This is a genomic window from Pacificitalea manganoxidans (assembly GCF_002504165.1).
Lineage (GTDB): Bacteria > Pseudomonadota > Alphaproteobacteria > Rhodobacterales > Rhodobacteraceae > Pacificitalea > Pacificitalea manganoxidans.
In genome coordinates this window covers 153625-178640 of sequence record NZ_CP021406.1, presented here as the reverse complement: position 1 = coordinate 178640, position 25016 = coordinate 153625, and the positions used below count along the sequence as shown (strand labels likewise).

Sequence of the window (25016 nt, the reverse complement as noted above, 5' to 3'; positions counted from 1 at the left end):
TCCCTAAGTTAAACCGGATGCACGGCAGATCGCCGTTCAATAATGCCTGCCTTGCGCTGGCCGTATATTCGGAACCGCTTGATCAAGTCGTCCCGAAGGTGCTCCGGATCGACTACGTCTTCCACGGCAAAGGTGTCGGCGGCCGCGCGATAGACGTCGATGTCCTGCGCGTATTCATCGCGTTTCGAGGAGACATAGGCGGCCCGCTCTTCTTCAGGTAGCTCCATGATCTTATTGAAGTGGATCGCATTCACGGCCGCCTCTGGTCCGACAAGCGCAGGAAGCGCTGTCGGCAAGGCCAACATCGCATCAGGGTGTGTCGGGGCACCAGACATGGCGAGGTATCCACCGCCATAGGCCTTGCGCACCAGCACACAGATCCGCGGCACAGTGGATTCACAAACCGCCGACAAGAGCTTTGCCCCGTGCCGGATGATACCCGCCTTTTCAACCGCCGTGCCGATCATATAGCCACTGATATCCTGCAGGAACAGCAGCGGGATGTTGAAGGCATTGCACATCCAGATGAAGCGTGCCGCCTTATCTGAGGTATCGTTGAACAACACCCCGCCCTTATGTTTGGAGTTGTTCGCGATGATCCCGACCGGGGCGCCGCCCAACCGCGCCAGCCCTGTCGTGATTTCCTTGGCAAAATTCGCTTTCACCTCATAAAAACTGTCTGCGTCCACCAACCCGTCGATCAAGTCGTGAACATCGTATGGCACATTCTGGTTTTCGGGCACGACGCTGCCGATTGGCTTAGCGTCCGTCGAGGGCGGTACAGCTTTGACAACAGGCGGCTTTTCGGCCCAGTTCTTGGGCAGGAAGGCGACGTAGTCGCGGGCGCTGGCAATTGCTTCCGCATCATCTTTGACCAGAACGTCCCCCAGACCAGACACGTTGCAGTGCAAACGCGCGCCTCCCATCTGTTCGTCTGTCACGTCCTCAAAGATCGTCATCTTGGCCATCCGAGGCGAGCCCAGATAAGCTGAAGCCTGCTTGTCCACCATGATAACCAGATCGGCCAGGCCAGGTACATAGGCAGCACCCGCAGGCGACGGGCCGAACAAAACACAGACCTGCGGTATGACCCCGGAGGCCTGCACCATGTTATACCAGATATTGCCCCAGCCATTGCGGCCCAGAAACAGCTGCTTCTGTTCGTCGATCCGTGCGCCGGCGGAATCCACCAGATAGATGATCGGCAGGCCCGCATCCTTGGCCAGGTCCTGCATCCGATTGAATTTCAGCAGCGACTTGTGGCCCCAAGTGCCCGCCTTGACCGTGGCGTCGTTGGCAATGACCGCCGTGTCCTGTCCGTTTACCTTGCCGATGCAGGTGATAATTCCGTCCCCCGGCAGTCCAACCTCGGACGCCGCCAACAGCCCGTCCTCGAAATCGAACCCATCGTCGAACAACAGTTCCAACCTTTGTCGAACCAGCAGCTTGCCGGCCGCAACATGACGATCACGCGACTTCCCGAGGCCACCTGCCAGCGCTGTCTCGCGCTTTTGGCGCAACACTTCCCGTTTGCTTTCTTCCGTCATGGCTTCGCGTCCTCTTGATTTCTGCTGGCCGAACAAACAAACGGCCAATCGTTAGTAGGAGACCTAATGTCCAAAGGTCAACACGTTAAACTGGAACCTAACTAAGCGGCAGGAAACGCCCTTGCTAACTCCCTTAGAATCACAGTATATATTTACGAACGTTTGTTTGTAAAGCGAGATGAGATAATGAAGCGTGAAGCCATCGAAACCCGCATCGACGCGCGCGGCGTCGCCTACCTGACCCTTGCCCGGCCCGAGGTCAAAAACGCCATGAACGGCACAATGTATGACGAAGCCCGCGCTGCCCTGAAGACATTCGCGGCTGACGAAAAGGTGCGCGTATTGGTGCTGTCAGGTCTCGGCGACGTGTTTTGTGCAGGCGGTGATTTCAAATATCAGCAAAGCCAGAATGGCCGCCCGCGTATGGAACGCATCAAAGAGGCGCAGAAGCTGGCCCTTTGGTTGCATGAACTTGATATCTTTCCAAAGCTGACCATCGGCCGGATCAACGGGTCCGCTTATGCGGGCGGCATCGGGCTGATGTCGACCTGCGATATTGCGATCGGGCTGGCGGATGCCAAATTCTCTATCACCGAGGCACGGATCGGAATGATTCCGGGGATGATCTCTCCCTATGTGGTGAAGCGGATCGGAGAAGCGAATGCGCGGCGGCTGTTTCTGAACGCCACCCCCTTTGACGGACGCGATGCATTGGGCTTTGGTCTGCTCAGCGTCGTGGCAGAGGCCGATGACCTCGACAATCTTGTTGAGCGTGAGATCGACCTTGGTCTGCGCTGCGCCCCCAAAGCAGTCAGCGGGATCAAGCGGCTGATCCACTATGTCGACCGGCACGGATTCGAAGACAATTTCATCTACACGGTCGATCGCGTGGCGGACATGTGGGATTCTGCGGACGCCGCAGAAGGCATGCAGAGCTTTTACGAAAAACGCCGCCCGCACTGGGACTGGCGCAACAACGAGTGAGGCATCCTGCGATGAACCCGGCAACTCCCGATTATGGCCCTCCCTCGAGGCACGTCAGCGGACGAAACCCTGCTCTGTTTCATGACAGGCCGCTTTTCCTGCCGCGTCTTTCGGGGCGACCCGCGATCCCCTAAAACGATCAGGCGGATCCTGCACATCGCGCAACGGACTCCGTCATGGCGCGCCCCGGAGCCGTGGCAGGTGGGTATCGTCATCGGGCGCGGGCTCGATAGGTTGCGCGCCACGCAGACATCAATGACCCGTGAAGTGGTCCCACCTTTTCGGACAGGTTTGCAGCGTTTCTAAGGTGTATCGGGTTTAGGTTTCATGCTGCTTTTTGCTCCTCCAAGCCTGCCCAATATGCTTCGTCGGGCGTCTGCCGATCAAGCGCGGAATGGGGCCGTCTGGTGTTGTAGAAGGCCATCCAGTACTTGATGACGCGGCGGGCCTTGAAGCCATCGTCGATTTCTTCAAGGTAGATGGCCTCCTGCTTCAGGCTGCGCCACAATCGTTCGATGAAGATGTTATCAAGGTAGCGCCCGCGCCCGTCCATGGAGATGCGCACACCGGCCTCGGTCAGCGGTGTGATCCAGGCTGAGCCTGTGAACTGCGATCCTTGATCCGTATTCATGATCGGGTCGTTTGCGGTAGAGTGTGAAATCCTACGCTAAGCCGACAGCGGTTGATCGGACAGCGCGCGGCGAGGCTGCCGAAGAGCTCAAATTGACTATGGCCCATGCTGCTAGTTCCACGCTTGGAGCGAAGAACCAGGCATCGCAACCGGCCGAGGCTGTGTGGAAACGGGCCGGCAGGGGCTGTCGGCTGCTGGTTTGCCCGGTTGCTTGCTTTCAGCCGCCTCCGACACCCTTTGCGCGCGTGATGGCTCGGTGATCTCTTTCAGGCAAGGTGTGACGTCTGCGCTTGAAGCGCGACAGCCCCCGATCAGGCGGCAATGGCCCGCATCAGGCCCCGAATGCCGATCAACGCGACCACCCGCTTGATGTTGTAGGCCAAGACATTCAGTGCCATCTCGGTGCTGACGTTCTTCAGCCTCCGCGTCAGGAAATGGGTGTGCCCCATCCAGGCCTTGAGGGTGCCGAACGGGTGTTCGACCGTGCAGCGGCGCAGGGTCATCGGATCCGCCTCCCCACCCAGCCTTCCGCGCATTGCATCGACCAGGCGTTCATGGTCCCACCGGGTGATCCGACGTTCCTTGCCGGTTGTGCAGCGGTGACGAACCGGACAATCCTGACATTCATTGGTCCAGTAGCGGCCGACCCGCAGGCCGTCCTCCTCGCGCGTGTAGCGGTAGGTCAGCTCTTCTCCCGCCGGGCAGACATAGACATTGCGGGCCGGATCATAGGCAAAGTCAGCCTTCACATACATGCCCTTGCCCCGGTTGCCCGATGTCTCGGGGCGCGGCACGGTCGTGGTGATCCCCGCCTGATGGCAGGCCAGGATCTGAGACCCGCTGAAGTATCCCTTGTCAGCGATGGCGTGCAGGTCGTTGTGCTGAAGAGCCTCCTTGGCCGCAGCCGCCATCGGGCTCAGCTGGTCGCGATCGAAGCCCTGATTGGGGTAGATTCCGGTAGGGGGCAGGATCGTATCACAAGGTATTTTGGCGGTTCCGTTTGACGATGTCGGAGACGGTGTTTTTCGAGATACCGTGGTCCCGGGCGATCCATCGGTATGACCTTCCGTCTTCGATGGCCTGCAACACCTTCGGAGCCAGCTTGTCGGACTTGGGGCGCTGTCCCGGCTGACGCCCAAGCTTTTTGCCGCGTGCCCGAGCGGCGGCGAGACCGGATTTCACGCGCTCGCTGAGAAGATCACGCTCGAATTGCGCGATCCCGGCCAGCATGGTGGCCATCATCCGACCGTGAGGTGTGTCGAGCTCGAAAGTCATGCCATTCATAGCCACGACCGAGACTTTCCAGCCTGCAAGCCGATTGAGGGTATCAAGCAGGTCCTGAGTGGACCGCCCCCACCGGGAAAGCTCGCTGACTAGAATGGCGTCTATCTGCCGGGCCTGCGCGAGATCGAGGATCTGATTGCGTGCGGCGCGATTGGCTGAAGCCCCGGAGGCCGTTTCCTTGAACACGCCGACCACGTCATAGCCGCCGCGTTCTGCAAATGCGGTCAGTTCCGCGACCTGCCGCTCACAGGACTGGTCGGATGTCGAAACTCTGGCGTAGATGGCCGCGCGCTGTCCCAGTTGAACCCTCTCGGAATTTGGCCTTGCAAGCCTTTGATTTTGCTGGTGCGGATTTTGTCCTGAATAGATTAATGACTAACAAGGACAAACCTATATGCCAAGACGCTCAATTCTGACGGCTCGCCAACGCGCGACGCTGTTCGACCTTCCGACAGACGAGGCCAGCATCCTCTACCACTACACGCTGTCGGATGAGGACATCGAAGTCATTCGAACCCGTCGCCATGCACGCAATCGCCTCGGCTTCGCCCTTCAGCTTTGTGCGTTCCGGTATCCTGGCCGACTGTTGGTGTCGGGTGAGGTCATTCCAGAGGCCATCAGTCGCTTCATCGCCGCACAGCTTGGCGAAGAGATGGATGAGCTTTGCCGATATGCCGAGACCGACGTAACGCGGCGCAGGCATCTGATCGAATTACGCCAGGTCTATGGCTTTAAGATGTTCTCCGGTCATCGCGCACGGGAGCTGAACGCCTGGCTGGCAGGCGAGGCGGAGCGCGCGACGTCCAACCACGATCTGGCGCGCCGGTTTGTCAAAGAGTGCCGCCAGACCAGGACCATCCTGCCGGGCGTGTCCGTGATCGAGCGGCTATGCGCGGATGCGCTTGTCGCGGCGGAACGTCGGATCGATAGCGCCATCGTGGCACGGCTGGATGATGCCATGAAAGCCCGCCTCGATGGCCTGCTCTCGGAGATGGTCGAGGGCAAGGTCAGCCGGTTCGTCTGGTTGCGCCAGTTCGAGGTGGGTCAGAACTCAGCTGATGCTACCCGGCTGCTCGACAGGCTGGAATTCCTGCAGGAGATGACCCTGTCGCCTGACATCCTCTCTGGCATTCCACCCCATCGGGTGACTCGCCTCCAGCGTCAGGGCGAACGCTATTTTGCCGATGGTCTGCGTGACATCAGCAGTGATCGCCGCCTGGCCATCATCGCGGTCTGCGCCGTTGCATGGCGCGCGGTGCTTGCTGACGCGGTGATCGAGACCCATGACCGGATCGTCGGCAAGACATGGCAGGGTGCAAAGAAGCTATGCGATGCAAGGATCGCTGACGCCAAAACCTGCGGTGCAGGACACCCTGCGCGCCTTCAAATCCCTCGGCGCCGCTTTGTTGGTCGCCAGAAGCGATGGCGAGCCGTTGGATCAGGCAACAGAGCTGGCCTGTGGGTGGGAGCGGCTTGAAGGGTTGGTTGCAACCGCCGCTGAGTTGACGGACACGATGGCTGCTGACCCCTTGGCGCATGTTGGCCAAGGCTATCATCGGTTCCGGCGCTATGCCCCGCGCATGCTGCACGTGCTGGATATCAAGGCGGCGGGTGTCGCGGCGCCTTTGCTGCACGCTAGTACGCTGATCGCAGAGGACGAGAAACCCGAGATACGGCCGGTGGGATTCCTGCGGCGCTGCTCGAAATGGCATCGCCATCTGAATGCGCAGGGGGAAGACGGTCACCGGCTCTGGGAAGTCGCCGTGTTCTTCCATCTGCGGGATGCGTTCCGCTCTGGCGATATCTGGCTCTCCCAATCCCGGCGCTACAGTGATCTGAAGCAGGCCCTGGTCCCCGCTGAGGCGGTGAAGGACATACCAAGACTGGCAGTGCCGCTTGATCCGGAAGCTTGGCTTGCCGATCGCAAGGCGCGCATGACCGACGGACTGAAGCGGCTGGCCAAGGCCGCACGTGCCGGAGCCATCCCCGGTGGATCGATCGAAAACGGCATCCTGAAGGTCGACCGCCTGAGCGCAGCCGTGCCCGAAGAGGCGGACGAACTCGTGCTCGATCTCTACGACCGGCTACCCGCCATACGGATCACCGAACTGTTGCAGGAGGTCGATGCGGATATCGGCTTCACGGAAATCTTCACAAACTCGCAAACTGGCGCGTCCTGCAAAGACCAGATCGGGATGCTGACGGTGCTGCTGGCCGAAGGCCTGAACCTCGGGCTCAGCAAGATGGCCGAGGCGACCAACACCCATGATTACTTCCAGCTCTCCCGCCTGTCGCGATGGCATGTCGAAAGCGACGCCATCAACCAGGCCCTTGCCATGGTGATCGAGGCTCAATCCCGGCTGCCCATGGCCAAATTTTGGGGCGGCGGCGTGACCGCGTCCAGCGACGGGCAATTCTTTCCCGCTGCCCGGCAGGGCGAAGCCATGAACCTCATCAACGCGAAATACGGCTCCGAGCCGGGTCTCAAAGCCTATACCCATGTCTCCGATCAGTTCGGTCCATTCGCGACCCAGAACATTCCGGCGACCGTGAGCGAAGCGCCCTACATCCTGGACGGGCTGCTGATGAACGAGGCCGGGTGGAAGATCACAGAGCAGTATGCCGACACCGGCGGGTTCACCGATCACGTCTTTGCCGTGACCTCGTTGCTCGGGTTCCGGTTTATCCCGCGTATCCGTGACCTGCCATCCAGACGGCTCCACCTGTCCGACCCGGCGTCAGCGCCGGACGAATTGCGTGGCCTGATCGGGGGTAAAATCCGCGAGGGCCTCATCGTCCAGAATTGGCCCGGCGTCCTGCGTTCCGCGGCCACCATGGTGACGGGCGCTATGCCGCCCAGTCAGCTGCTCAAGAAGTTCGCGGCCTATCCGCGACAACACGAGCTGGCCGTGGCGCTCCGCGAAATCGGCCGCGTCGAGCGCACCCTCTTCATCATCGAGTGGCTCCTCGACGCCGACATGCAGCGTCGGGCCCAGATTGGCCTGAACAAGGGCGAGGCCCATCACGCCCTGAAAAACGCCCTGCGTATCGGGCGACAAGGTGAAATCCGCGATCGCACCGCAGAGGGACAGCACTACCGCATGGCCGGCCTCAACCTGCTCGCCGCCATCATCATCTACTGGAACACCAAGTACCTCGGTCAGGCCGTGGCCGCGCGGCAGCGGGCCGGGCTGAATTGCGGCCCCGATCTACTGGCACATATCTCCCCGCTCGGATGGGCGCACATCCTGCTCACCGGCGAATACAGGTGGCGGCGGCAAGCAGGGGGTAAGGTTGTGAAGTAATCATGCCTATATCTTGCCGCCTTCACAGCCACCAAACGGGCGCACAGCGCTCATCGCCACCACGAAGGCGACCACAGAGCTCAGATTGAAGGGAAGTAGGGGGCGTCAGGGCCTTGTGATACGATCCTGCCCCCTACCGGAATCTACCCCACCGTGTGCTTGTCGGAGTAGAAAGCGACGGGGCGGCCATGCGCTTCCAGGTATCGCTCCAGCGCGCCGAAGTAGCTGAACGTGCTCTCAGACTTCACGAACTGCAGATGCATGAGTGTGCTGGTGGCATCGTCGATGAAGACCAGCAGGGTGCAGGCCGGGCCGCGATCCTCGAACCAATGATGATCCGACCCGTCGATCTGGATCAGCTCGCCGTAGCATTCCCGGCGCAGACGTGGCTGGTGGAACGTCCGGCGTTGCTTGCGTGAGAGCCACAGTCCAGCGTCCTGCATCCATTTGCGCAGCGTCTCGCGTGACACTTTCAGCCCGTGATCTTCCGCAAGCTTCTCCGACGCAAAGGTCGGGCCAAAGTCGATGTAGGTCTCTCGCACCAGTGTCACCGCAAAATCCCGAACCGCCGGATCGGTCCGGTTGTTCGAGGCCCGGCCGCGCGCCTTGTGCCGGATCGCTGCCGGACCCTCGGACTGAAACGCCCTCAGCAACCTGTGGACCTGCCTGCGGCTCAATCCGAGCAGGTTGGCGGCCGTCACAGCCGTCATCCGGCCTTGGGTCACCTGGCTCAGTACTTCTATGCGGTTCAGCTCGCGCTCGCTCATGATCAACATTCCCACGGACACACTCCAATCCTGCTTGATCAACAGGGAAGTGTGACATTTCTACTTTGCAGATGTGGGACATTTTAACTTTGCGCGTACAGTGCATACACGCGTATTGTTTATTATGTAATATATTGGCAGTATCAATCAGCTTTCCTTCGCTAATCAGCAATCCAAGCTTGACCTTCCAGTTGCTGGAAGCCCCATCTTAGGAATTGGCATCATTTTGGAGGGCTAGAGCATGATACAGGTAACAGAACCGCACCCGCGAGAGCGGTCATCCGATCAGGCCAAGGATCCAGTTTGCGGCATGTCCGTCACTATGTCTCCGCAGGCCCGTCAGGCGGATTATGACGGTGAAACCTTCTACTTCTGCTCCGATAAGTGCCAGACCAGGTTCGAGGCCGATCCGATCTACTATGCCTCAGGTACGGCATCGGATCACAGCATGACCCCGAAAGCCGGAACTCAGTACACCTGCCCAATGCACCCCGAGATAGTTCGTGACGAGCCCGGCGCCTGTCCGATCTGCGGCATGGCGCTTGAACCGATGGTGCCGTCGGATGAACCCAGCGAAGAACTGACCGACTTTACCCGCCGGATGTGGATCAGTGCCGCCGCAGCCGTTCCTCTGGTTATCCTGACTATGGGAGAGCTGGTCGGTTTGCCGGTCCGGGACTTGATCGGACATCGGCTGGCGACATACATCGAGTTCCTGCTGGCGACGCCTATCGTGTTGTGGGCAGCGAAGCCGTTTTTCGTGCGGGGATGGGCGTCGATCGTGAACCGCTCGCCCAACATGTGGACGCTGATCGCGCTTGGTGTCGGCGCGGCCTACATCTATTCGCTGGTCGCCACATTCCTTCCGGGCGTGTTTCCGGAGGCTTACCGGATGGGCGCGGGAGTCGGCACCTATTTTGAAGCCGCCGTCGTTATCATCACTCTGATTTTCGTCGGACAGGTTTTGGAATTGCGGGCGCGGGAACGGACCGGCGATGCCATCCGGGCACTGCTCGATCTGGCCCCGAAAACGGCGCGGCGCATCCTGCCCGACGGCACGGAATATGACGCGCCGCTGGAAAACATTGTGGAGGGCGACCGGTTGCGGGTGCGCCCCGGCGACGCGGTCCCCGTCGATGCCAAGGTCGTCGACGGCACGTCATCCATCGACGAGAGCATGATCACTGGCGAGCCGTTGCCGGTCGAAAAAGGTCCGGGCGATACGGTCACCGGCGGCACAATCAATAAGAACGGCTCCCTTGTCATAGAAGCCGCTCGTGTAGGTGCCGACACGATGCTGAGCCAGATCGTCGAGATGGTCGCGAACGCGCGGCGATCCCGCGCACCGATCCAGGGGCTTGCGGACAAGGTTTCTTCCTATTTCGTGCCGACCGTTGTCGTGGTCGCCATCCTTTCCTTCGCCGCTTGGCTCGGCTTCGGGCCCGAACCTGCGCTCGTCTTTGCCATCGCCTCGGCGGTGTCAGTGCTGATCATCGCCTGCCCCTGTGCATTGGGCCTTGCGACGCCGATCTCGATCACGACGGCTGCAGGGCGCGGTGCACAGGCGGGTGTCCTGATCAAGGATGCCGAAGCGCTGGAACGCATGGCCAAGGTCGATACGCTGATCGTCGATAAGACCGGCACCCTGACCGAAGGCAAGCCGAAGCTGACCGATGTGAACGCTCTGGGCGACGAGACCGAAGAAACCATTCTGAGCCTCGCGGCTGCCTTGGAAAAAGGCTCTGAGCACCCGCTGGCAGAGGCCATCGTCGAAGGCGCGAAAGAGAGAGGTATCAAAGTCGGCAATGCCGAGAACTTCGAAGCCGTGACCGGCAAGGGTGTGAGCGGAACCGTCTCGGGCCACGCCGTCGCGCTTGGTAACACCGCGATGATGCGCGACATGTCCCTCGACACCTCCGCAGCAGAGGAGGCGGCAGACGTTCTGCGCAGCGAAGGCAAGACGGCCATGTTCGTGGCCATAGAAGGAAAACTGTCCGGCATCGTCGCCGTCGCCGACCCGATCAAGGAAACGACGGCCGAGGTCATCAAGGAACTGCACGAGGCGGGCCTGCGGATAATCATGGCTACGGGGGATAACGAACGCACTGCAAGGGCCGTGGCGCAGCTCCTCGGCATCGACGAGGTCCGGGCTGGAGTTCTGCCGGAAGACAAGAAGGCGCTGGTGGACGAGCTGCACGCGAATGGCAAAAAGGTCGCCATGGCCGGCGATGGTGTCAACGATGCACCGGCTCTGGCCGCAGCGGACGTCGGCCTGGCCATGGGCACGGGTGCGGACGTGGCGGTTGAAAGCGCGGGCATCACTCTCTTGAGCGGCGATCTGAACGGTATCGTCAAGGCACGGACGCTGGCCGTGGCGACGATCGGTAACATACGCCAGAACCTGTTCTGGGCCTTTGCCTACAACACGCTCGGTGTGCCCTTAGCTGCGGGCGTGCTCTACCCGGTATTCGGGCTGTTGATGTCGCCCATGTTCGCCGCCGCCGCAATGAGCCTCTCGTCGGTCTCGGTCATCGCGAACGCGCTCAGACTACGGCGATTGAGGCTTTAGACGATCCGCGTATTGAACGTGAAGCTGGACGATACTTCTATTTCAGCAAAACGTGTATTGCTGCATGAGGTTGCTGACCTTTGCCACTGGAAGCGTTCACTGAGAAAGCCGGAACGACGAGCGCAAGGGCGCATGTGCAGGTTATCAGGAAATTCATAATGCTCGGCTACCTCCGTAGCGCTTGATTTAATTGCCTCAAAGCGTTGGGGCCGGGCATGTACGCCTCGGCCCCAAGGTCAGTCTTCACTTCATCTGCGTGACAGTAAGCTTGCCCTTGACCCGGTCGGCAACAAACTCGATGTCCTGACCTTCTGCCATCTTGGCCATTATCGCTTCGTCCGCGCGGAATACCATCGTCATCGCGGGCATATCGAGGTTGACCAGAGGGCCGTGGATGATTGTGACCTTGCCGGCCTTGGCGTCGATCTTCTTTATGGTCCCGCTCGTGTATTCCACGTCAGCCTGAGCCATCTGGTCCCCCACCGAGACCGCACGGTGCATGCCGGATTCGTAGTGACCCGGGATCAGGCACGCGGCTTCGAACGTACCAGCATTCGCGAACGTCCAGACGACCTCGCCCGTGGCACCCGGATCAAGACGGATACGGTTCGGGTCGTCGTGTTCCATGTCCATCTTGGCCATTTCGATCTTGTGCTCGGCGTTATTTTCCAGCGTGTCGAGAACAAACTCGTGTTCCAGCTCACCCTTGTTCGTGATGTTGAAGCGTATGGTTTCACCCTGCTTGATGGTCATCTCCTCACTCTCGATCAGCATTTCGCCTTCGTCGTTTTCAAGCAGGGTTACATCAATCGTCCGGTCGACTTTTGCCGTATGGCCGGGCATACCGATGGCCATTTTGGCATGACCAACGTCAGCGAAAGCCCCCGTTGAAGCGAAAAGGACGAGAGAGGTGCTCAGAAGAAGTTTTTTCATTTGGTTTTCCTGTAGGTTTGGTTTGGTTGGAGTCGACGAAGGGCCGTTCAGCCCTTCGAGTTTGGTTTTGGTGTGAGAATGGTCTTGGGACTGTTGTTCGAGGCGAACTCGGGCAATTCGCCAGTCCATTCGTAGGCCATCTCGCCCGGAGGATTTTCGTACCAGCCGGGATCGGAGTAATCGTCCGCGTCGATGCCGTCCCGCACCTTTACGACCGAAAACATGCCGCCCATCTCGATGGGGCCGTAGGGCCCCCAACCCGTCATCATCGGGATCGTATTGTCAGGCAGCGGCATTTCCATTTTCGCCATGTCCCCCATGCCGGACATGCCCATGGGCATGTATTCCGGCTGGAACTGACGGATCTTCTGGGTCAGCGGCTTCTTGTTGACCCCGATGAACGTCGGCACATCGTGACCCATGGCATTCATCGTGTGGTGCGACTTGTGGCAGTGAAGCGCCCAGTCACCCAGATGGTCTGCGACGAACTCATAGGCGCGCATCCCGCCCACGGGGATGTCGATGCTGACCTCCGGCCATTGCGCTTCTGACGGCACCCAGCCACCATCCGTGCAGGTGACCTTGAAGTCATAGCCGTGCATGTGGATCGGGTGGTTTGTCATCGTGAGGTTGCCGACGCGTACTCGCACCTTGTCGCCCTTGTTCACGACCAGCGGATCGATGTCGGGGAAGATCCGACTGTTCCACGTCCACAGGTTGAAGTCCGTCATCGTCATGATGCGCGGCACATATGTGCCGGGATCGATGTCAAAGGCATTCAGCATGATCAGAAAATCGCGATCCACCGGCATGAACGTGGGATCCTTGGGGTGGACCACGAACATGCCCATCATCCCCATCGCCATCTGCGCCATTTCGTCGCCATGGGGGTGATACATGAAGGTTCCTGATTTCACCAAGTCGAACTCGTAGATGAACGTTTTGCCTGGCGGGATGCTGGGATGACTCAACCCGGAGACCCCATCCATGCCCGAAGGCAGGATGAGCCCGTGCCAGTGCACTGTCGTGCCTTCCGGCAGCTTGTTGGTGACGTAGATGCGGACCCGGTCGCCTTCGACTGCTTCGATCGTTGGGCCGGTGGACTGGCCGTTGTAACCCCACAAATGCGCGATCATGCCGTCGGCAAGTTCGCGCTCTACCGGTTCGGCGACGAGGTGAAATTCCTTGACCCCGTTGTTCATCCGGTGCGGCAGGGTCCACCCGTTCAGCGTGACCACAGGTGTGTAGTCCGGCCCCGACGACGGACGCGCCGTAATCGCCGTTGCCGCACTGTCCATCTGCGCGGCTTCGGGTAGGCCCATGTTCAGGGTTTGACCCCAGGCTTTTGAAGAGACCAGCGTTGCGCCTGCCGCGCCGGCTCCGAGTAATTGACGTCTGTTCAACATGTCAGTTCCTTTCAGTGTCCTGCACCGCCACCGGCGGCAAGCGTTGCGCCTTCTCCACCAGCACCACCGCCGCCTTCGCCGCCGCCATAGATCGCGGCGGTCAGATCGGCCTGTGCCATGTAGAATTCGCGTTTTGCATTTGCCGCTTCCAGGGATGCGCCAAGTTTCTCGCGCACGTCAGTCAGCAGCTCGAAAGTGTTGGTGATCATGCCGTTGTAAGACAGCAAACCCTCTTCTTCGACGGTCGTGCGTAGCGGCACCAGAACGTCGCGGTAGTGGCGCGCGATTTTATATGCGGCATGATAGGAAGTCTCAGCACCTCGCGCTTCGGACCGGACGTTCACGGCCTTCTCTGCGAGCACGTTGGCCGCTTGTAGATAAGACAATTCCGCCTTGCGCATCCGGGCCTTGCCGGTGTCATAGATCGGGATCGCGAACTCCACTTCCACCTGAGGGGTGGTCACGGTTTCCGTTTCTCCGTCCTCAATTTCCCGCTCCGCCTCGAACCCGGCAATGAACTCAAGATCGCTGACAATGCGGGTCTGATCGGTCAGCCCAAACGCCTTGGCCTGCGCTTCCAGGCCAAGTTTGGCAACACGCAGATCCACCCGGTTTCGGAGCGCCTTGGCCTCGATGTCGGTCACACGGCCGACAGAACGCGGCAGTGCAGGAAGGGCATCTGGCACATGGTAATCGACTTCGGTGCCCCAGAGACCCATCAACCTGGTCAAAGCCTCCTTGGACCGAGTGGCGTTCAATCGTGCCTGTGCAAGTTGCCCCGCCAGTTCGGCATTGAATGCCTGTTCGCGGGCCTGCCCAGCTTTGTTGAGTGCGCCGGTCTCGCCCAACCTCATCGCCAGTTCAGAGCCGGCGTCAGAGGTCGCTTTCGCGCGCCGCAGATAGCTCACTGCCTCGAAGGCGGCGACTGCATCGACCCATGCCTTTCGCGTCTGATTGGCCAGCGCAAGTGTGTCGTTCACGGCATTGAGCTGAGCCTGCCGGAAGCTTGCATCAGCAATGGCCATGCGCTGTTTGCGCGTGGTGGCATCGAGGACGTTCGACCGGATCAGCCCTTCGATCGCTCTGTAGGCACCGAGCTCAGGCGCACCGATTCCCAAAACACCAATTGATACGATCGGGTTTTCCGGCGTCGATTGCTGCCAGGCCTCAGCGGCCGACAGGCCAACATTGGCGTAAGACGCTTGCAGACCTTTATTGTTCAGGAGCGCGACCTGAACGGCGGTGTCCGCCGAAATGGTCTTGCGATGCACCATCGCATGCACCTGCTTTTTCAAAGCCTCGTTTTCGGCCTGGGTTTCGGCGAAGGCAGTCCGTTTGCCGATGGCCGGTGTGACTTGGCTGGAAATGTTGGCGAAGCCGGCTTTCGGTTCCGTGTAGATGCCCGGTACAGCGGTTGCGCAGGCACCCAAAATTAGCGGAAAGCCGAATAGCAGAGGAAATTTCGATAGCCGCATCAGTTGCCCTCCGTCTGCTCTTGATTGACGGAACGCCAATCACGGGGACCCGTCGGACCACGATAGGTGTAGCCAGCCAATGGATCTTGATAGCTGATCGGAGACGAAACGGTCGCGTTGACGACAGCCTGTTGTGTCGCAACGGAGGGCAAAGGGGTAGGCTCATAGGCGCATGCGCCAAGCCCGAGGGCCGAAGCCCCCATAAGTAGATGAATTTTCATGAAGGTAACCTGATTGATGAACGATGTCTCACGCAGAGTCTGCGCAAGGCTCACACCCGGATTGGGCGCCGTTTCAGATCAGGAATCGAGGGGGCCGCAGAAACCCTGATGTTTCGACGGAATGCGTCTGACCGCTCAGGATCATATATTTTTTCGCAGCAATAGGATCCGGGAATACCAAGTCTGCGTCTGGAATGACGACAGAAATGCATATTCCGTTACAACACTGAGTTGATTGATGCTCTGTTTCACCAATGTCGGAGGATATGTCATCCACGTCAACTGTCGCCGGGTGTTTCATGTGGTCGGCGTGGATATCAGTTCCCTGACCAACTGTCGGTTCGCTGAGAAGGGCGCTGATCGATCCAGAATGCTGACCATCATGCATTCCCGAGGCCGCGTGTGCCGCAGAAGGTGGAGACAGAACCAATGCCAACGCAAAAGCGAAGCAAGTGAGGAATTTCACCCATACCGAAGTGGCGACACGCATTCTCATGAACGGAAACTTGGACGTTTTGACAAATTAGTCAACGCTTACAGCGCGGGAAGGTTTGGCACATTCTAGCGAGGCAGGCGAATTCTCGCTGCGAGCGCTCAAAACTGTTGCGCAATAGATACATAGCAACGTTCACCAGTCAGACAGAAGACGCGAAAATGGTAGTGAGTACTTCAGTAATGACTGGAAGTGCCGGGACTAACTCAGTCTTTGCGATCCGTAGCCCGCATCGTGAATCGCTGCCTTCAGAGCGCTTTCATCCAATGCGCTATCTACCTCGACGGAACGCGCAGTCAGGTCACAGGTGACAGTCGCGTGTGGGTCTATCGTCACAATGGCCTTCTCTATCGACGCGGTGCAATGTCCGCAGTTCATGTCCGGCACGCTGAACCTGATCATCACGATCTCCTTCTTACTGCTGCCATCTAGGCCGTCCCCCTATGGGAAGGTCAATGCCCGAAAAAATTCCTCGATGCATCTGTTGACCTTCCAGCGAATGGAACCCTTATCTCTCGGAGGACCAGGATCAGGAGTCACCCATGTCGGATTCGCATACCCTTCGACTTTCCCTGCAGAACATGTCCTGCGCCTCTTGCGTCGGGCGGGTGGAGCGTGGGCTTTCCGGCCTGCCGGGCGTCAGCGACGTTCGAGTCAACCTCGCCAGCGAAACCGCTCAGGCGCAGATCGACGCGCCAGAGCGCATTTCGAACATCGTCGAAAAGCTGGAAGAGATTGGCTATCCGGCCCGTAAGCAGAGCACTCGCCTGAACGTGGCCTCCATGTCCTGCGCGTCCTGCGTCGGTCGGGTGGACAAGGCTTTGGCGGCGATGCCAGGCGTGCTGGCCGTGAACGTCAATCTGGCCTCGGAAACTGCGACGGTAACGTATCTCGAAGGCGCGGTTGCGGTTGCAGACCTGCTGAAGGCGGCGGGTGACGCAGGCTATCCCGCGACCTTGCCGCAGGACAGAGAGGCGGAAGACACGAGTGTCCGGAAGGATGAAGAGGCGCGGATGCTGGCCCGCAGGACCGCCCTGGCGGCGGCCCTCACCCTGCCGGTGTTTCTGCTGGAAATGGGCGCGCATCTGATCCCCGGCATGCATGGTCTGATCGGCGACACGATCGGCCATCGAGCAAGCTGGCTGATCCAGTTCGTCCTGACCACGGTGGTTCTGCTCTGGCCGGGGCGCAGCTTCTACACGCGCGGGTTTCCAGCCCTGCTCAAGCGTGCGCCGGACATGAACAGCCTTGTCGCGGTCGGCACTTCTGCCGCCTATCTCTATTCTCTCGTGGCGCTATTCGCGCCCGCGCTGCTGCCCGAACGGTCGCGTGCCGTCTATTTCGAGGCGGCGGCGGTCATCATCGTGCTAATCCTGCTGGGCCGGTGGCTGGAGGCGCGCGCCAAGGGCCGCACCGGCGCAGCGATCCAGAAGCTGCTGGGCCTTCAGGCCAAGACCGCCCGCGTGCTGGTGGACGGAGAGCCTGAGGACGTGGCCATCGAGCGCATCGCCGCGGGCGACATCCTGCTCGTGCGCCCCGGAGAGCGGATTGCCGTGGACGGTGAAGTGACCGAAGGCAGCGCCCGCGTCGATGAGAGCATGATCACCGGCGAGCCGGTGCCTGTCGCCAAGTTGGTGGGCGATCCCGTCACCGGCGGGACCGTCAACGGTTCCGGTGCCTTCCAGTTCCGTGCGACACGCGTGGGAGCGGATACGACGCTGGCGCAAATCATCCGCATGGTCGAAGAGGCGCAGAGCGCCAAGCTGCCGATCCAGGGGCTGGTCGACCGGATCACCCTGTTGTTCGTGCCGGCGGTCATGGCGCTGGCGCTGCTTACGGTTATCGTCTGGCTGCTGGTCGGCCCCTCGCCCGCCCTGTCCTATGCCCTCGTTGCGGGTGTATCCGTGCTGATCATCGCATGCCCTTGCGCGATGGGGCTGGCCACGCCGACCTCGATCATGGTCGGCACCGGCCGTGCCGCTGAAATGGGCGTGCTGTTCCGCAAGGGCGATGCGCTGCAACAGCTTTCGACAGTGGATGTGGTGGCGCTGGACAAGACCGGCACGGTGACCGAAGGGCGCCCCGAACTGACCGATCTGGTGCTGGCCGACGGCTTTGAACGGGCCGAGGTGCTGGCCCTGGTCGCGGCGGTCGAGGCGCAGTCGGAACACCCTATCGCCGAGGCCATTCTGCGGGCGGCGGAAGCCGAGACGGTCACTCGACACGACGCGCGGAACTTCACCTCCATCACGGGCCACGGTGTCCGGGCCGAGGTCGCAGGCCGCGACGTGCTGGTGGGGGCCGACCGTCTGATGACGCGCGAAGGGGTGGACATCGGCGCGTTGGCCGACGCCGAGCGCCGCCTGGCTGAACAGGGCCGCACCGCGCTTTATGCCGCCATCGACGGGCGGGTGGCCGCCGTCATCGCCGTGGCCGATCCGGTAAAGCCGTCCAGCGCGGCGGCCATCCGGGCGTTGCACGATCTGGGCCTGAAGGTCGCCATGATCACCGGCGACAAGCGAGAGACGGCAGAGGCCATCGGCCGCGAGACCGGCATCGACCATGTGATCGCGGGCGTGCTGCCCGATGGCAAGGTGGCGGCATTGGACGATCTGCGCGGCCCGAGCCAGCACATCGCCTTTGTAGGCGACGGCATCAACGATGCGCCCGCGCTTGCTCATGCGGACGTGGGCATCAGCATTGGCACCGGCACCGACGTCGCCATCGAATCCGCCGATGTGGTGCTAATGTCGGGCGATTTGCGCGGCGTGGTCAACGCGCTGGAAGTGTCGCGGCGTACGATGCGCAACATCAGCCAGAACCTGTTCTGGGCCTTCGGCTATAACGTGGCCCTCATTCCGGTGGCGGCGGGGCTGCTCTACCCGGTGTCGGGCCTGCTGCTGTCGCCGGTGCTGGCGGCTGGGGCAATGGCGCTCAGCTCGGTCTTCGTACTGACGAACGCGCTGCGCCTGCGCCGCGTCCGCCCGGCGATGCAGGAACAGGCGCAACCCGGCTCTGCCGCCAACCTGTCACCAGTCCCGGCTGAATAAGCTCAAGGAGGAAACTATCATGAACATCGGAGACGTGGCCGACATGTCCGGCCTTCCCGCGAAGACCATTCGCTACTACGAGGACATCGGGCTGGTCGAGCCGCTGCGCAGTGCCAACGGTTATCGCAGCTTTCGGCAGAGCGACGTCCACAAGCTGGCGTTTCTCGGCCGGGCGCGCGCCTTGGGCTTCACCATCGAGGACTGCCGGAGCCTGCTGAAACTCTATGCCGACACCGACCGCGCCAGCGCCGAGGTCAAGCAGATCGCCGAAGAACACCTCGACCGGATCGACCGGAAAATCGCAGAACTGACCGAGATGCGCGCGACGCTGTCGCACCTTGTCGATGCCTGCGCTGGCGATCACAGGCCTGATTGTCCGATTCTCGCAGATCTGGCTATGGAAGAGGATAAGACCCGGACCGCCAGGGCAGCGGATTAAGATATGTCCCGCAGCGGGCAGCGCCACCCATAAGGTGCGACTGGCTGCAGCTTTTTCGGAACATTCCAGCGCGGGAAAGTTGTTCTACCTCTATACTTCACGATTTCGAGAGAGGACAACTTCATGTCATATGGCCGCTTTTTCGCGATGATCGCGACATCTACCGTCGTCATGTTCGGTCTGATGTATCTCAATACCTACCTCTGGACGCATGTGTTCTGGTCGGAAACGCGGGTCTACATGGCTCTCCTGATGGGTGCCACCATGGCGATCATCATGCTGGGCTTCATGCTGTCGATGTATTCCAGCAAGACGGCTAACGCCGCCATCTTCATCGGTGCCGCTGTGGTCTTTGCCGCCTCGCTCTGGCTGGTCCGCAGCCAGGTGACGGTGGGCGACACCAGCTACATGCGGGCAATGATCCCGCACCACTCGATCGCGATCATGACCTCCAGCCGCGCCGATATCTCGGACCCGCGCGTGCGCAAGTTGGCGGATGAGATCATCTATGCGCAGGACAAGGAAATCGCCGAGATGCGTTATCTGGTGAACGATATCGACGCCAATGGTGACAGTCCGGCACAGTCAGAAAGCGGACCGGCGCAGATCGTGAGCCTTGACGAGGCGCTGTCCACGGCGGAGATCACCATTCTCGATCTTGAATTCCTGACCCGGGAGGACATCGCACAACTCTTCCCGGACGGCGCGGCGTGCACGTTCACCTACACCACCACAAGCAGGCCTGCGCTGGCGGTGGGCCGCATCGACGGTGGGAGTGTAGCTCTCGCCAAGATCAGCGGCGATCTGGTGCGGCTGGAGGCTGGCGACGCCGGAAGCACTTGGGGCAAGGAAGGCATGACAGTGGCGTTGAGCGCGCCGAGCGGAACCGGCACATTGGCCGCAAATAGTGGCGAAATGCAGGACGCCGATCTCGTTCTCGAACTTGGGCCCGGTCTGCGTGCAGGGTATCGCGGACATTACGGTTGCGGTGCCTGAACCAGAAACTGGAGGAAACACCATGCCGAAAGACGCATCGAAAACAGCCCAACTCTACCGGATGGTCATGCTGGATCACCTTTGCCCTTATGGTCTCAAGTCCAAAGACCTGCTCGAACGGGAAGGGTACGAGGTCGAGGATCACCACCTGACGACACGCGAGGAAACTGATGCTTTCATGGAAAATCACGGGGTCGAGACCACGCCGCAGACCTGGATCGGCGACAAGCGCATCGGCGGCTATGACGATCTGCGGGTCCATTTCGGCCTTGACGCACCGGAAAGCGAACGCTCGGACACCTCCTATCAACCGGTGATCGCGATCTTTGCCGTCGCGTTTTTGATGGCGCTCGGCTTGTCATGGTACAGCTTTGGAACCATCCTCAGCCTGCGCGCGCTGGAATGGTTCATCTCGATCTCGATGTGCTTGCTTGCAGTGCAGAAACTTCAGGATGTCGAAAGCTTTTCGACCATGTTCCTAAATTACGACCTGCTGGCGCACCGCTGGGTGCGCTACGGCTATCTCTATCCCTTCGGAGAGGCCTTCGCCGGTATCCTCATGGTCGCAGGGGCGCTCACCTGGCTGTCGGCACCCGTGGCCTTGTTCATCGGCACCGTCGGCGCGGTTTCGGTCTTCAAGGCGGTCTATATCGACAAGCGCGAGCTGAAATGCGCCTGCGTCGGGGGCGACAGCAAGGTGCCGCTCGGTTTTGTCTCGCTCACCGAGAACCTGATGATGATGGTCATGGGTATCTGGATGCCGATCCGGGTCTACCTGATCGGCTGACGGCACCGCGACCTCTACAGAGGCGCGGCGTGGATGACATTGATTGGCGGAGATAATCCCTACACTGCAGCCATCACACCTAGAGCTGGTTCGAGATTCGTCACCCGATCGTCGCGAGAAAGGGAAACGTCCCCAGCAGCCAATAGGCAAACCGTGACAATTGCCCGGTCATGATGGCAACTCCCATGATGATCATGGCAACACCCGCGCCCTTGTAGAGCCAGCGACCGGCTTTGCCGATCTGCCTTACCCGCGCGGCGATGGCGTCGGTGAAGAGCGCGGCCAGCAGGAAAGGCACCCCCAGTCCAGCGGAATAGATCGACAGCAGCCAGATGCCGTCCGACATGCCGCCGGAGGTCGAACTGAGCGTCAGGATTGCGCCGAGGATCGGACCGATGCAAGGTGTCCAGCCAAAGGCGAAGGCCAGTCCCAGCACGTAGGCCCCAAACGGGCGACCGCCGGGAATGTCGAGATTGAAACGGGTATCGCGCGAGAACGCATTGAGACGAAAGACACCCAGCATGACCAGTCCGAACAGAATGATGATCGCGCCGCCGAGATAGTTTAGCTCGGTGCGCCATGTCAGCAGCAGGGATCCGAGCGCGCTGGCCCGGGCCCCGAGGGCGACGAAGACCGTCGAAAAGCCCAGGACAAAGCAGGCACTCAACCCGAGCGCCCCGGCGCGCGCCCGCAAGCCGACCGACCGCGTCGTGCGCAAATCTGGTTGCCCTGCGATGTACGAGACGTAGCCAGGCACCAGTGGCAGGACACAGGGCGACAGGAACGAAATGGCACCCGCCAGGAAGGCCGCGAAGATGCCGATGCCGGAAATATCCATCATACATCACGATCGTTGTTGAAAGGCCGCCAGACCCACCAGAACGCGACCAGCGGTATCACGATCCATTGCAACACAGGTGACAGGCCCGCATCGAGGATCGGAATGATCGGCATCAGGTCCGAATAGGCCCAGGCCGCGCGGATCACGATGTTGAGCCATTCGCTGAACAGCGTGTATCCGAGCCCGAACACCACCGTCAGGACGGTCACAGACCGCCGCGTCGAGGCGACCAGGGGCCAGCCCCGGCCCGACAGCATGAGGGCAAGCATCAGCGCGCTCATGGCGATCAGGATATCGCCACCCGTGCAATGGACGGCTGCGAAGACAATCTCACCCCAAGTGCCCTCGTTCCAGATCGTGTAGAGCGGCATATGCGCGAACTCCCAGATCAAGTTGGCCGGGATGATCACCGCAAAATACCGACGCAGAGCTGTCAGGGAAACTCCGTCTGTCGAGGACAGCCTGACGCCAGTCGCGACGACACTCATTGAAACACACCTGTCAGCCGGTCCCACCAGTTGGGCTCCCGGCGTCGATGCTGGGCGTTGTTGATCAACTCGCTGACATAGAGGATCAGGTTCACGTTCTTGAAGTCCATGCCATGGAATTTTGCAGCGAACCGCCCGCCGATGTCCACGACATGGGTGACCGCTCCGTGCATCATCATGTCGCTGTCGGCGGTCATCGTGAACTCCAGCCCATATTCCCGCGCCAGAAGGCGCGTCGCGTCATTTGCCTGATCGGATCGTTTGGTCAGAATGACCCAGTTGCTCGGATCGAGCCCATGCCGGTCCGCGTAATCGCGCAGACGAGCCCGATGACATCATCATGCTCGGTCAGCGTTTCCTTGAACATTGGTCTTCTCCTTTTCACTTGCGTTGCCGTGACCGTAGAGATCGGCGTTCTGATGAGCGCGATCCTCATGCTCAAATTCGAGACTGGAATGGCTGATGCCGAACTCTTCCTTCAGCCGCTTCTTGATCGCGCTCTTGATCTCTTCGATCTTCGACCAGCCCTCGGCTGCCACGACGACATGGCAGTCGAGCGCAGCCTCGTGCTCTTGCATTTGCCAGAGATGGACGTAGTGGACGTCGGCGACGCCTTCGACTTTCCGCATCGCTTCGACGACGGCCTCGTTGTCGATGTCCGGCGGGCTCCCGAGCATCAGGGTTCGGATTGGGCCGCCTATTTCAGTGAAAGACAGATACAGGATGTAGATCGCGATGCCGATGGTGATGGCAGGATCGACCCAACGCATGTCGTAAAGGATGATCAGCGACCCACCGACGATAACCGCGACCGAAGCAAGCGCGTCCGACAGGTTATGCAGGAAAAGCGCGCGGATGTTCACGCTGCCCTTCTGCATCGAATAGGTCAGCATTGCGGTCAGCGTGTCGACCACAAGCGCAATTCCACCGAGAATGACGACGGTCCACCCCATGACTTCGGGTGGATCAATCATGCGCATGCCACCTTCGTAGATCAGATAGAAGCCGATCACGATGAGGGTGGTGTAGTTGATCAGGGCCGCCACGATTTCGACCCGGCCATAGCCGAAGGTCATGCGTTCATCGGCCGGGCGGCGCGCGATCTTGCGTGCGGCGAAGGCAATGACAAGCGAGGCCATATCGGAAAAGTTGTGCAGCGCATCGGCGATCAGTGCCAGACTGCCCGAGAATATGCCCCCGACGACTTGCGCAACGGTAAGTAGCCCGTTTGCCCAGATGGCGATGGCAACCCGCCGGTCCCCAGAATTCGGATCGATAGGCGCGTGCCCGTGGTCATGTGGCATTGGCAGGCTCCGCGTGCGCGTGTGTCGCGCGTCGGTCAGTCTTCAGGCGACCGCTGCGAAAACCACGTACGCGCGCATTCATCCAGTGGCGGATGATATGACGGTAAAGGGCACCACGCAGCCATCCAAAGGATTGCTCATGGGACAAATAGAAGGCGTCCGGCGTATCAAACACGCCGAAATCTTGCACGATGCCGGATTTCTGAATGTAGGTATCTTCTCCGTTCCAGGTGACGGGAGGCGCGCCAAGGCAATCCGTGCCCGCGCCATAACCGCAGAGACTGTCCGTGTCCGAGAAAGACGTTTGCAGGACTGTCAGGAAAGCGTCATCCAGGATGAAGCCTTCGAGGTTGAACCAAGCACCTTGATATTCGATCTCAACCCATGAGTGGAGAATTTCTTGCGGAGCAAGCGGATACACCAACTCTGGGACAACACCGCGCTGCAAGCCTTTGTGGATCGTAAACCCATGCAACCGGCAACGAATGCCAACACCACGCAGCAACGCCATCAAGAGCGTCCCTTTGGTATTGCACTGCCCGTAGCCGTCGGAAAGCACCTCGGAGGCGGGGATGTCGTCAGCTCGATTGTATCCGAACGCGATTTCATTCCGAACGAAATCATAGGCAGCTCCGATCCGATCGTATTCGGATAAGCCGCGCCAGCCGCGGGTCTCAATTAGATGCGCAAGAGGCGCGGCATCAAAATCCAGTAATTTGGTGGGTGCAAGTAGGGGGTCGGTCATCTGCAACGGAGTCGCTCCTCGAATCGTCTTGGAACAAGCCTAATTACTATAGTCACTATAGCTTCAACCCTTTCTTTCAGAAAGAATCTCCCGCAACTATTTGCCCGTATGAACTGCTTTGTGGTGTTCGCCGTGTGCGTCGCGCAGAATGTCGATACCTCCCCAGGCCGCGATCCCGGCGACAATCACGCCGACGACGAGGTCCGGCCAGTTGGTTCCCAGCCAGGCGACGAGGCCGCCAGCCAAGACGATTCCGAGGTTCGCGGCGAAATCGTTGTAACTGAAGGTGTTGGCCGCGCGGATGTTGACGTCCGGATCTTTGAGCTTAGCGAGCAGCCAGACGCAGACTGCGTTGATCGCCGCCGCAAACAGGGCCATGGCGATCATGATCGTCCCGAGCGGATCTGACCCGCCGATGTAGCGGCGCCATGCATCGTAGAGGATACCAGCGGCGAACAGGATCAGCAGCCCGCCGGAAACGTTCGCCGCCCCGCGTTTCCATTTGTCGGATCGGGACAAAGCGAAAAGGCTGATCGCGTAGACGAAGCTGTCGGAGAGGTTATCGAGCCCGTTGGCGATCAGGGCACTTGAGTCGCCGAAGGCGCCTGTTGCGAAAAAGGCCACGGCCAAACCGATATTGAGCGCCAGAACGATCCAAAGCGTCCGTCTCTCCATTGAATTTTGTCTAGCAGCCATTTTGTGGTTCCAGCCTGTGTTGTACGACACATTAACTTCTGCGGCTGATCTGCGT

21 protein-coding genes and 3 pseudogenes are annotated in these 25016 nt (G+C 60.2%); 8 read left to right on the top strand and 16 right to left on the bottom strand.

Annotated features, from left to right (window positions below; translation table 11 throughout):
* Positions 1-8: 8 nt before the first annotated feature.
* Complete coding sequence (locus CBW24_RS17000; RefSeq protein WP_097374479.1) at positions 9-1547, bottom strand: acyl-CoA carboxylase subunit beta; 1539 nt, start codon at positions 1545-1547, stop codon at positions 9-11.
* Positions 1548-1733: 186 nt separating this feature from the next.
* Between CBW24_RS17000 and CBW24_RS16995 the strand changes: the two genes are divergently transcribed.
* A complete protein-coding gene (locus tag CBW24_RS16995) occupies positions 1734-2531 on the top strand; it encodes an enoyl-CoA hydratase-related protein (protein WP_097374478.1) in 798 nt (265 codons plus the stop codon).
* Positions 2532-2564: 33 nt separating this feature from the next.
* The gene (locus CBW24_RS18430; protein ID WP_198405289.1) at positions 2565-2837 is read left to right on the top strand and encodes a nitroreductase family protein; all 273 of its coding nucleotides are present in this window, start codon (positions 2565-2567) and stop codon (positions 2835-2837) included.
* A gap of 19 nt (positions 2838-2856) precedes the next feature.
* Here the strand turns inward: CBW24_RS18430 and CBW24_RS16990 are convergent, their stop codons facing one another.
* The 3 genes and pseudogenes from CBW24_RS16990 to CBW24_RS16980 form a co-directional block, all read right to left on the bottom strand.
* Positions 2857-3162, bottom strand: coding sequence for an integrase core domain-containing protein (locus CBW24_RS16990; RefSeq protein WP_097374477.1), 306 nt, complete (start codon positions 3160-3162; stop codon positions 2857-2859).
* A gap of 311 nt (positions 3163-3473) precedes the next feature.
* Positions 3474-4106, bottom strand: a pseudogene (locus CBW24_RS16985) (transposase); the annotation flags it as partial.
* 31 nt (positions 4107-4137) lie between these two features.
* Positions 4138-4746, bottom strand: coding sequence for a recombinase family protein (locus CBW24_RS16980; protein WP_097374476.1), 609 nt, complete (start codon positions 4744-4746; stop codon positions 4138-4140).
* A gap of 94 nt (positions 4747-4840) precedes the next feature.
* On the opposite strand from CBW24_RS16980, the pseudogene CBW24_RS16975 reads away from it, so the two are divergent.
* Positions 4841-7751 (top strand): annotated as a pseudogene (locus CBW24_RS16975) (Tn3 family transposase).
* A 149-nt stretch (positions 7752-7900) separates the two neighbouring features.
* On the opposite strand, the pseudogene CBW24_RS16970 reads toward CBW24_RS16975, so the two are convergent.
* A pseudogene (locus CBW24_RS16970) lies at positions 7901-8533 on the bottom strand (ISNCY family transposase); the annotation flags it as partial.
* A gap of 226 nt (positions 8534-8759) precedes the next feature.
* Here CBW24_RS16970 and CBW24_RS16965 point away from each other — a divergent pair.
* Entirely contained in the window at positions 8760-11087 is a 2328-nt protein-coding gene (locus CBW24_RS16965) for a heavy metal translocating P-type ATPase (protein WP_054540804.1), read from the top strand.
* Positions 11088-11330: 243 nt separating this feature from the next.
* Here CBW24_RS16965 and CBW24_RS16955 read toward each other — a convergent pair whose 3' ends face one another.
* The 5 genes from CBW24_RS16955 to CBW24_RS16930 form a co-directional block, all read right to left on the bottom strand.
* Positions 11331-12020, bottom strand: coding sequence for a copper-binding protein (locus CBW24_RS16955; protein WP_040618641.1), 690 nt, complete (start codon positions 12018-12020; stop codon positions 11331-11333).
* A gap of 47 nt (positions 12021-12067) precedes the next feature.
* A complete protein-coding gene (locus CBW24_RS16950; protein ID WP_141102058.1) occupies positions 12068-13426 on the bottom strand; it encodes a multicopper oxidase family protein in 1359 nt (452 codons plus the stop codon).
* 11 nt (positions 13427-13437) lie between these two features.
* Positions 13438-14901 (bottom strand): TolC family protein, encoded by a 1464-nt coding sequence (locus tag CBW24_RS16945; protein ID WP_054540802.1) that lies wholly within the window; start codon positions 14899-14901, stop codon positions 13438-13440.
* A gap of 294 nt (positions 14902-15195) precedes the next feature.
* Positions 15196-15618, bottom strand: coding sequence for a hypothetical protein (locus CBW24_RS16935; protein WP_082386796.1), 423 nt, complete (start codon positions 15616-15618; stop codon positions 15196-15198).
* Positions 15619-15816: 198 nt separating this feature from the next.
* On the bottom strand, positions 15817-16017 hold the full coding sequence (locus tag CBW24_RS16930) for a heavy-metal-associated domain-containing protein (protein WP_009815466.1): 201 nt from the start codon (positions 16015-16017) through the stop codon (positions 15817-15819).
* Between the two features lie 140 nt (positions 16018-16157).
* Between CBW24_RS16930 and CBW24_RS16925 the strand changes: the two genes are divergently transcribed.
* The 4 genes from CBW24_RS16925 (at position 16158) to CBW24_RS16910 (ending at position 20887) form a co-directional block, all read left to right on the top strand.
* On the top strand, positions 16158-18665 hold the full coding sequence (locus CBW24_RS16925; RefSeq protein WP_054540801.1) for a heavy metal translocating P-type ATPase: 2508 nt from the start codon (positions 16158-16160) through the stop codon (positions 18663-18665).
* Between the two features lie 19 nt (positions 18666-18684).
* Positions 18685-19104, top strand: a complete 420-nt coding sequence (gene cueR, locus CBW24_RS16920; RefSeq protein WP_009503818.1) for a Cu(I)-responsive transcriptional regulator — start codon at positions 18685-18687, stop codon at positions 19102-19104.
* Between the two features lie 123 nt (positions 19105-19227).
* The gene (locus CBW24_RS16915; protein ID WP_009503819.1) at positions 19228-20100 is read left to right on the top strand and encodes a DUF305 domain-containing protein; all 873 of its coding nucleotides are present in this window, start codon (positions 19228-19230) and stop codon (positions 20098-20100) included.
* Between the two features lie 22 nt (positions 20101-20122).
* Entirely contained in the window at positions 20123-20887 is a 765-nt protein-coding gene (locus CBW24_RS16910; RefSeq protein WP_170317858.1) for a MauE/DoxX family redox-associated membrane protein, read from the top strand.
* Positions 20888-20987: 100 nt separating this feature from the next.
* Here the strand turns inward: CBW24_RS16910 and CBW24_RS16905 are convergent, their stop codons facing one another.
* The 6 genes from CBW24_RS16905 to CBW24_RS16880 form a co-directional block, all read right to left on the bottom strand.
* A complete protein-coding gene (locus CBW24_RS16905) occupies positions 20988-21728 on the bottom strand; it encodes a cytochrome c biogenesis CcdA family protein (RefSeq protein WP_028095358.1) in 741 nt (246 codons plus the stop codon).
* A complete protein-coding gene (locus CBW24_RS16900; RefSeq protein ID WP_009503822.1) occupies positions 21725-22216 on the bottom strand; it encodes a hypothetical protein in 492 nt (163 codons plus the stop codon). The genes CBW24_RS16905 and CBW24_RS16900 overlap by 4 nt, the downstream gene beginning before the upstream one ends.
* Positions 22213-22413, bottom strand: coding sequence for a hypothetical protein (locus tag CBW24_RS18710; RefSeq protein ID WP_028095359.1), 201 nt, complete (start codon positions 22411-22413; stop codon positions 22213-22215). Before CBW24_RS18710 ends, CBW24_RS16900 begins: the two co-directional genes overlap by 4 nt.
* 141 nt (positions 22414-22554) lie before the next feature.
* Positions 22555-23520 (bottom strand): cation diffusion facilitator family transporter, encoded by a 966-nt coding sequence (locus CBW24_RS16890; protein ID WP_028095360.1) that lies wholly within the window; start codon positions 23518-23520, stop codon positions 22555-22557.
* Positions 23510-24265, bottom strand: coding sequence for a transglutaminase-like domain-containing protein (locus tag CBW24_RS16885; protein WP_028095361.1), 756 nt, complete (start codon positions 24263-24265; stop codon positions 23510-23512). The genes CBW24_RS16890 and CBW24_RS16885 overlap by 11 nt, the downstream gene beginning before the upstream one ends.
* A 96-nt stretch (positions 24266-24361) precedes the next feature.
* Positions 24362-24940 carry a cation efflux transmembrane domain-containing protein gene (locus tag CBW24_RS16880; protein ID WP_028095362.1) on the bottom strand — a complete coding sequence of 193 codons (579 nt, stop codon included), beginning with the start codon at positions 24938-24940 and terminating at the stop codon, positions 24362-24364.
* Between the last annotated feature and the right edge of the window lie 76 nt (positions 24941-25016).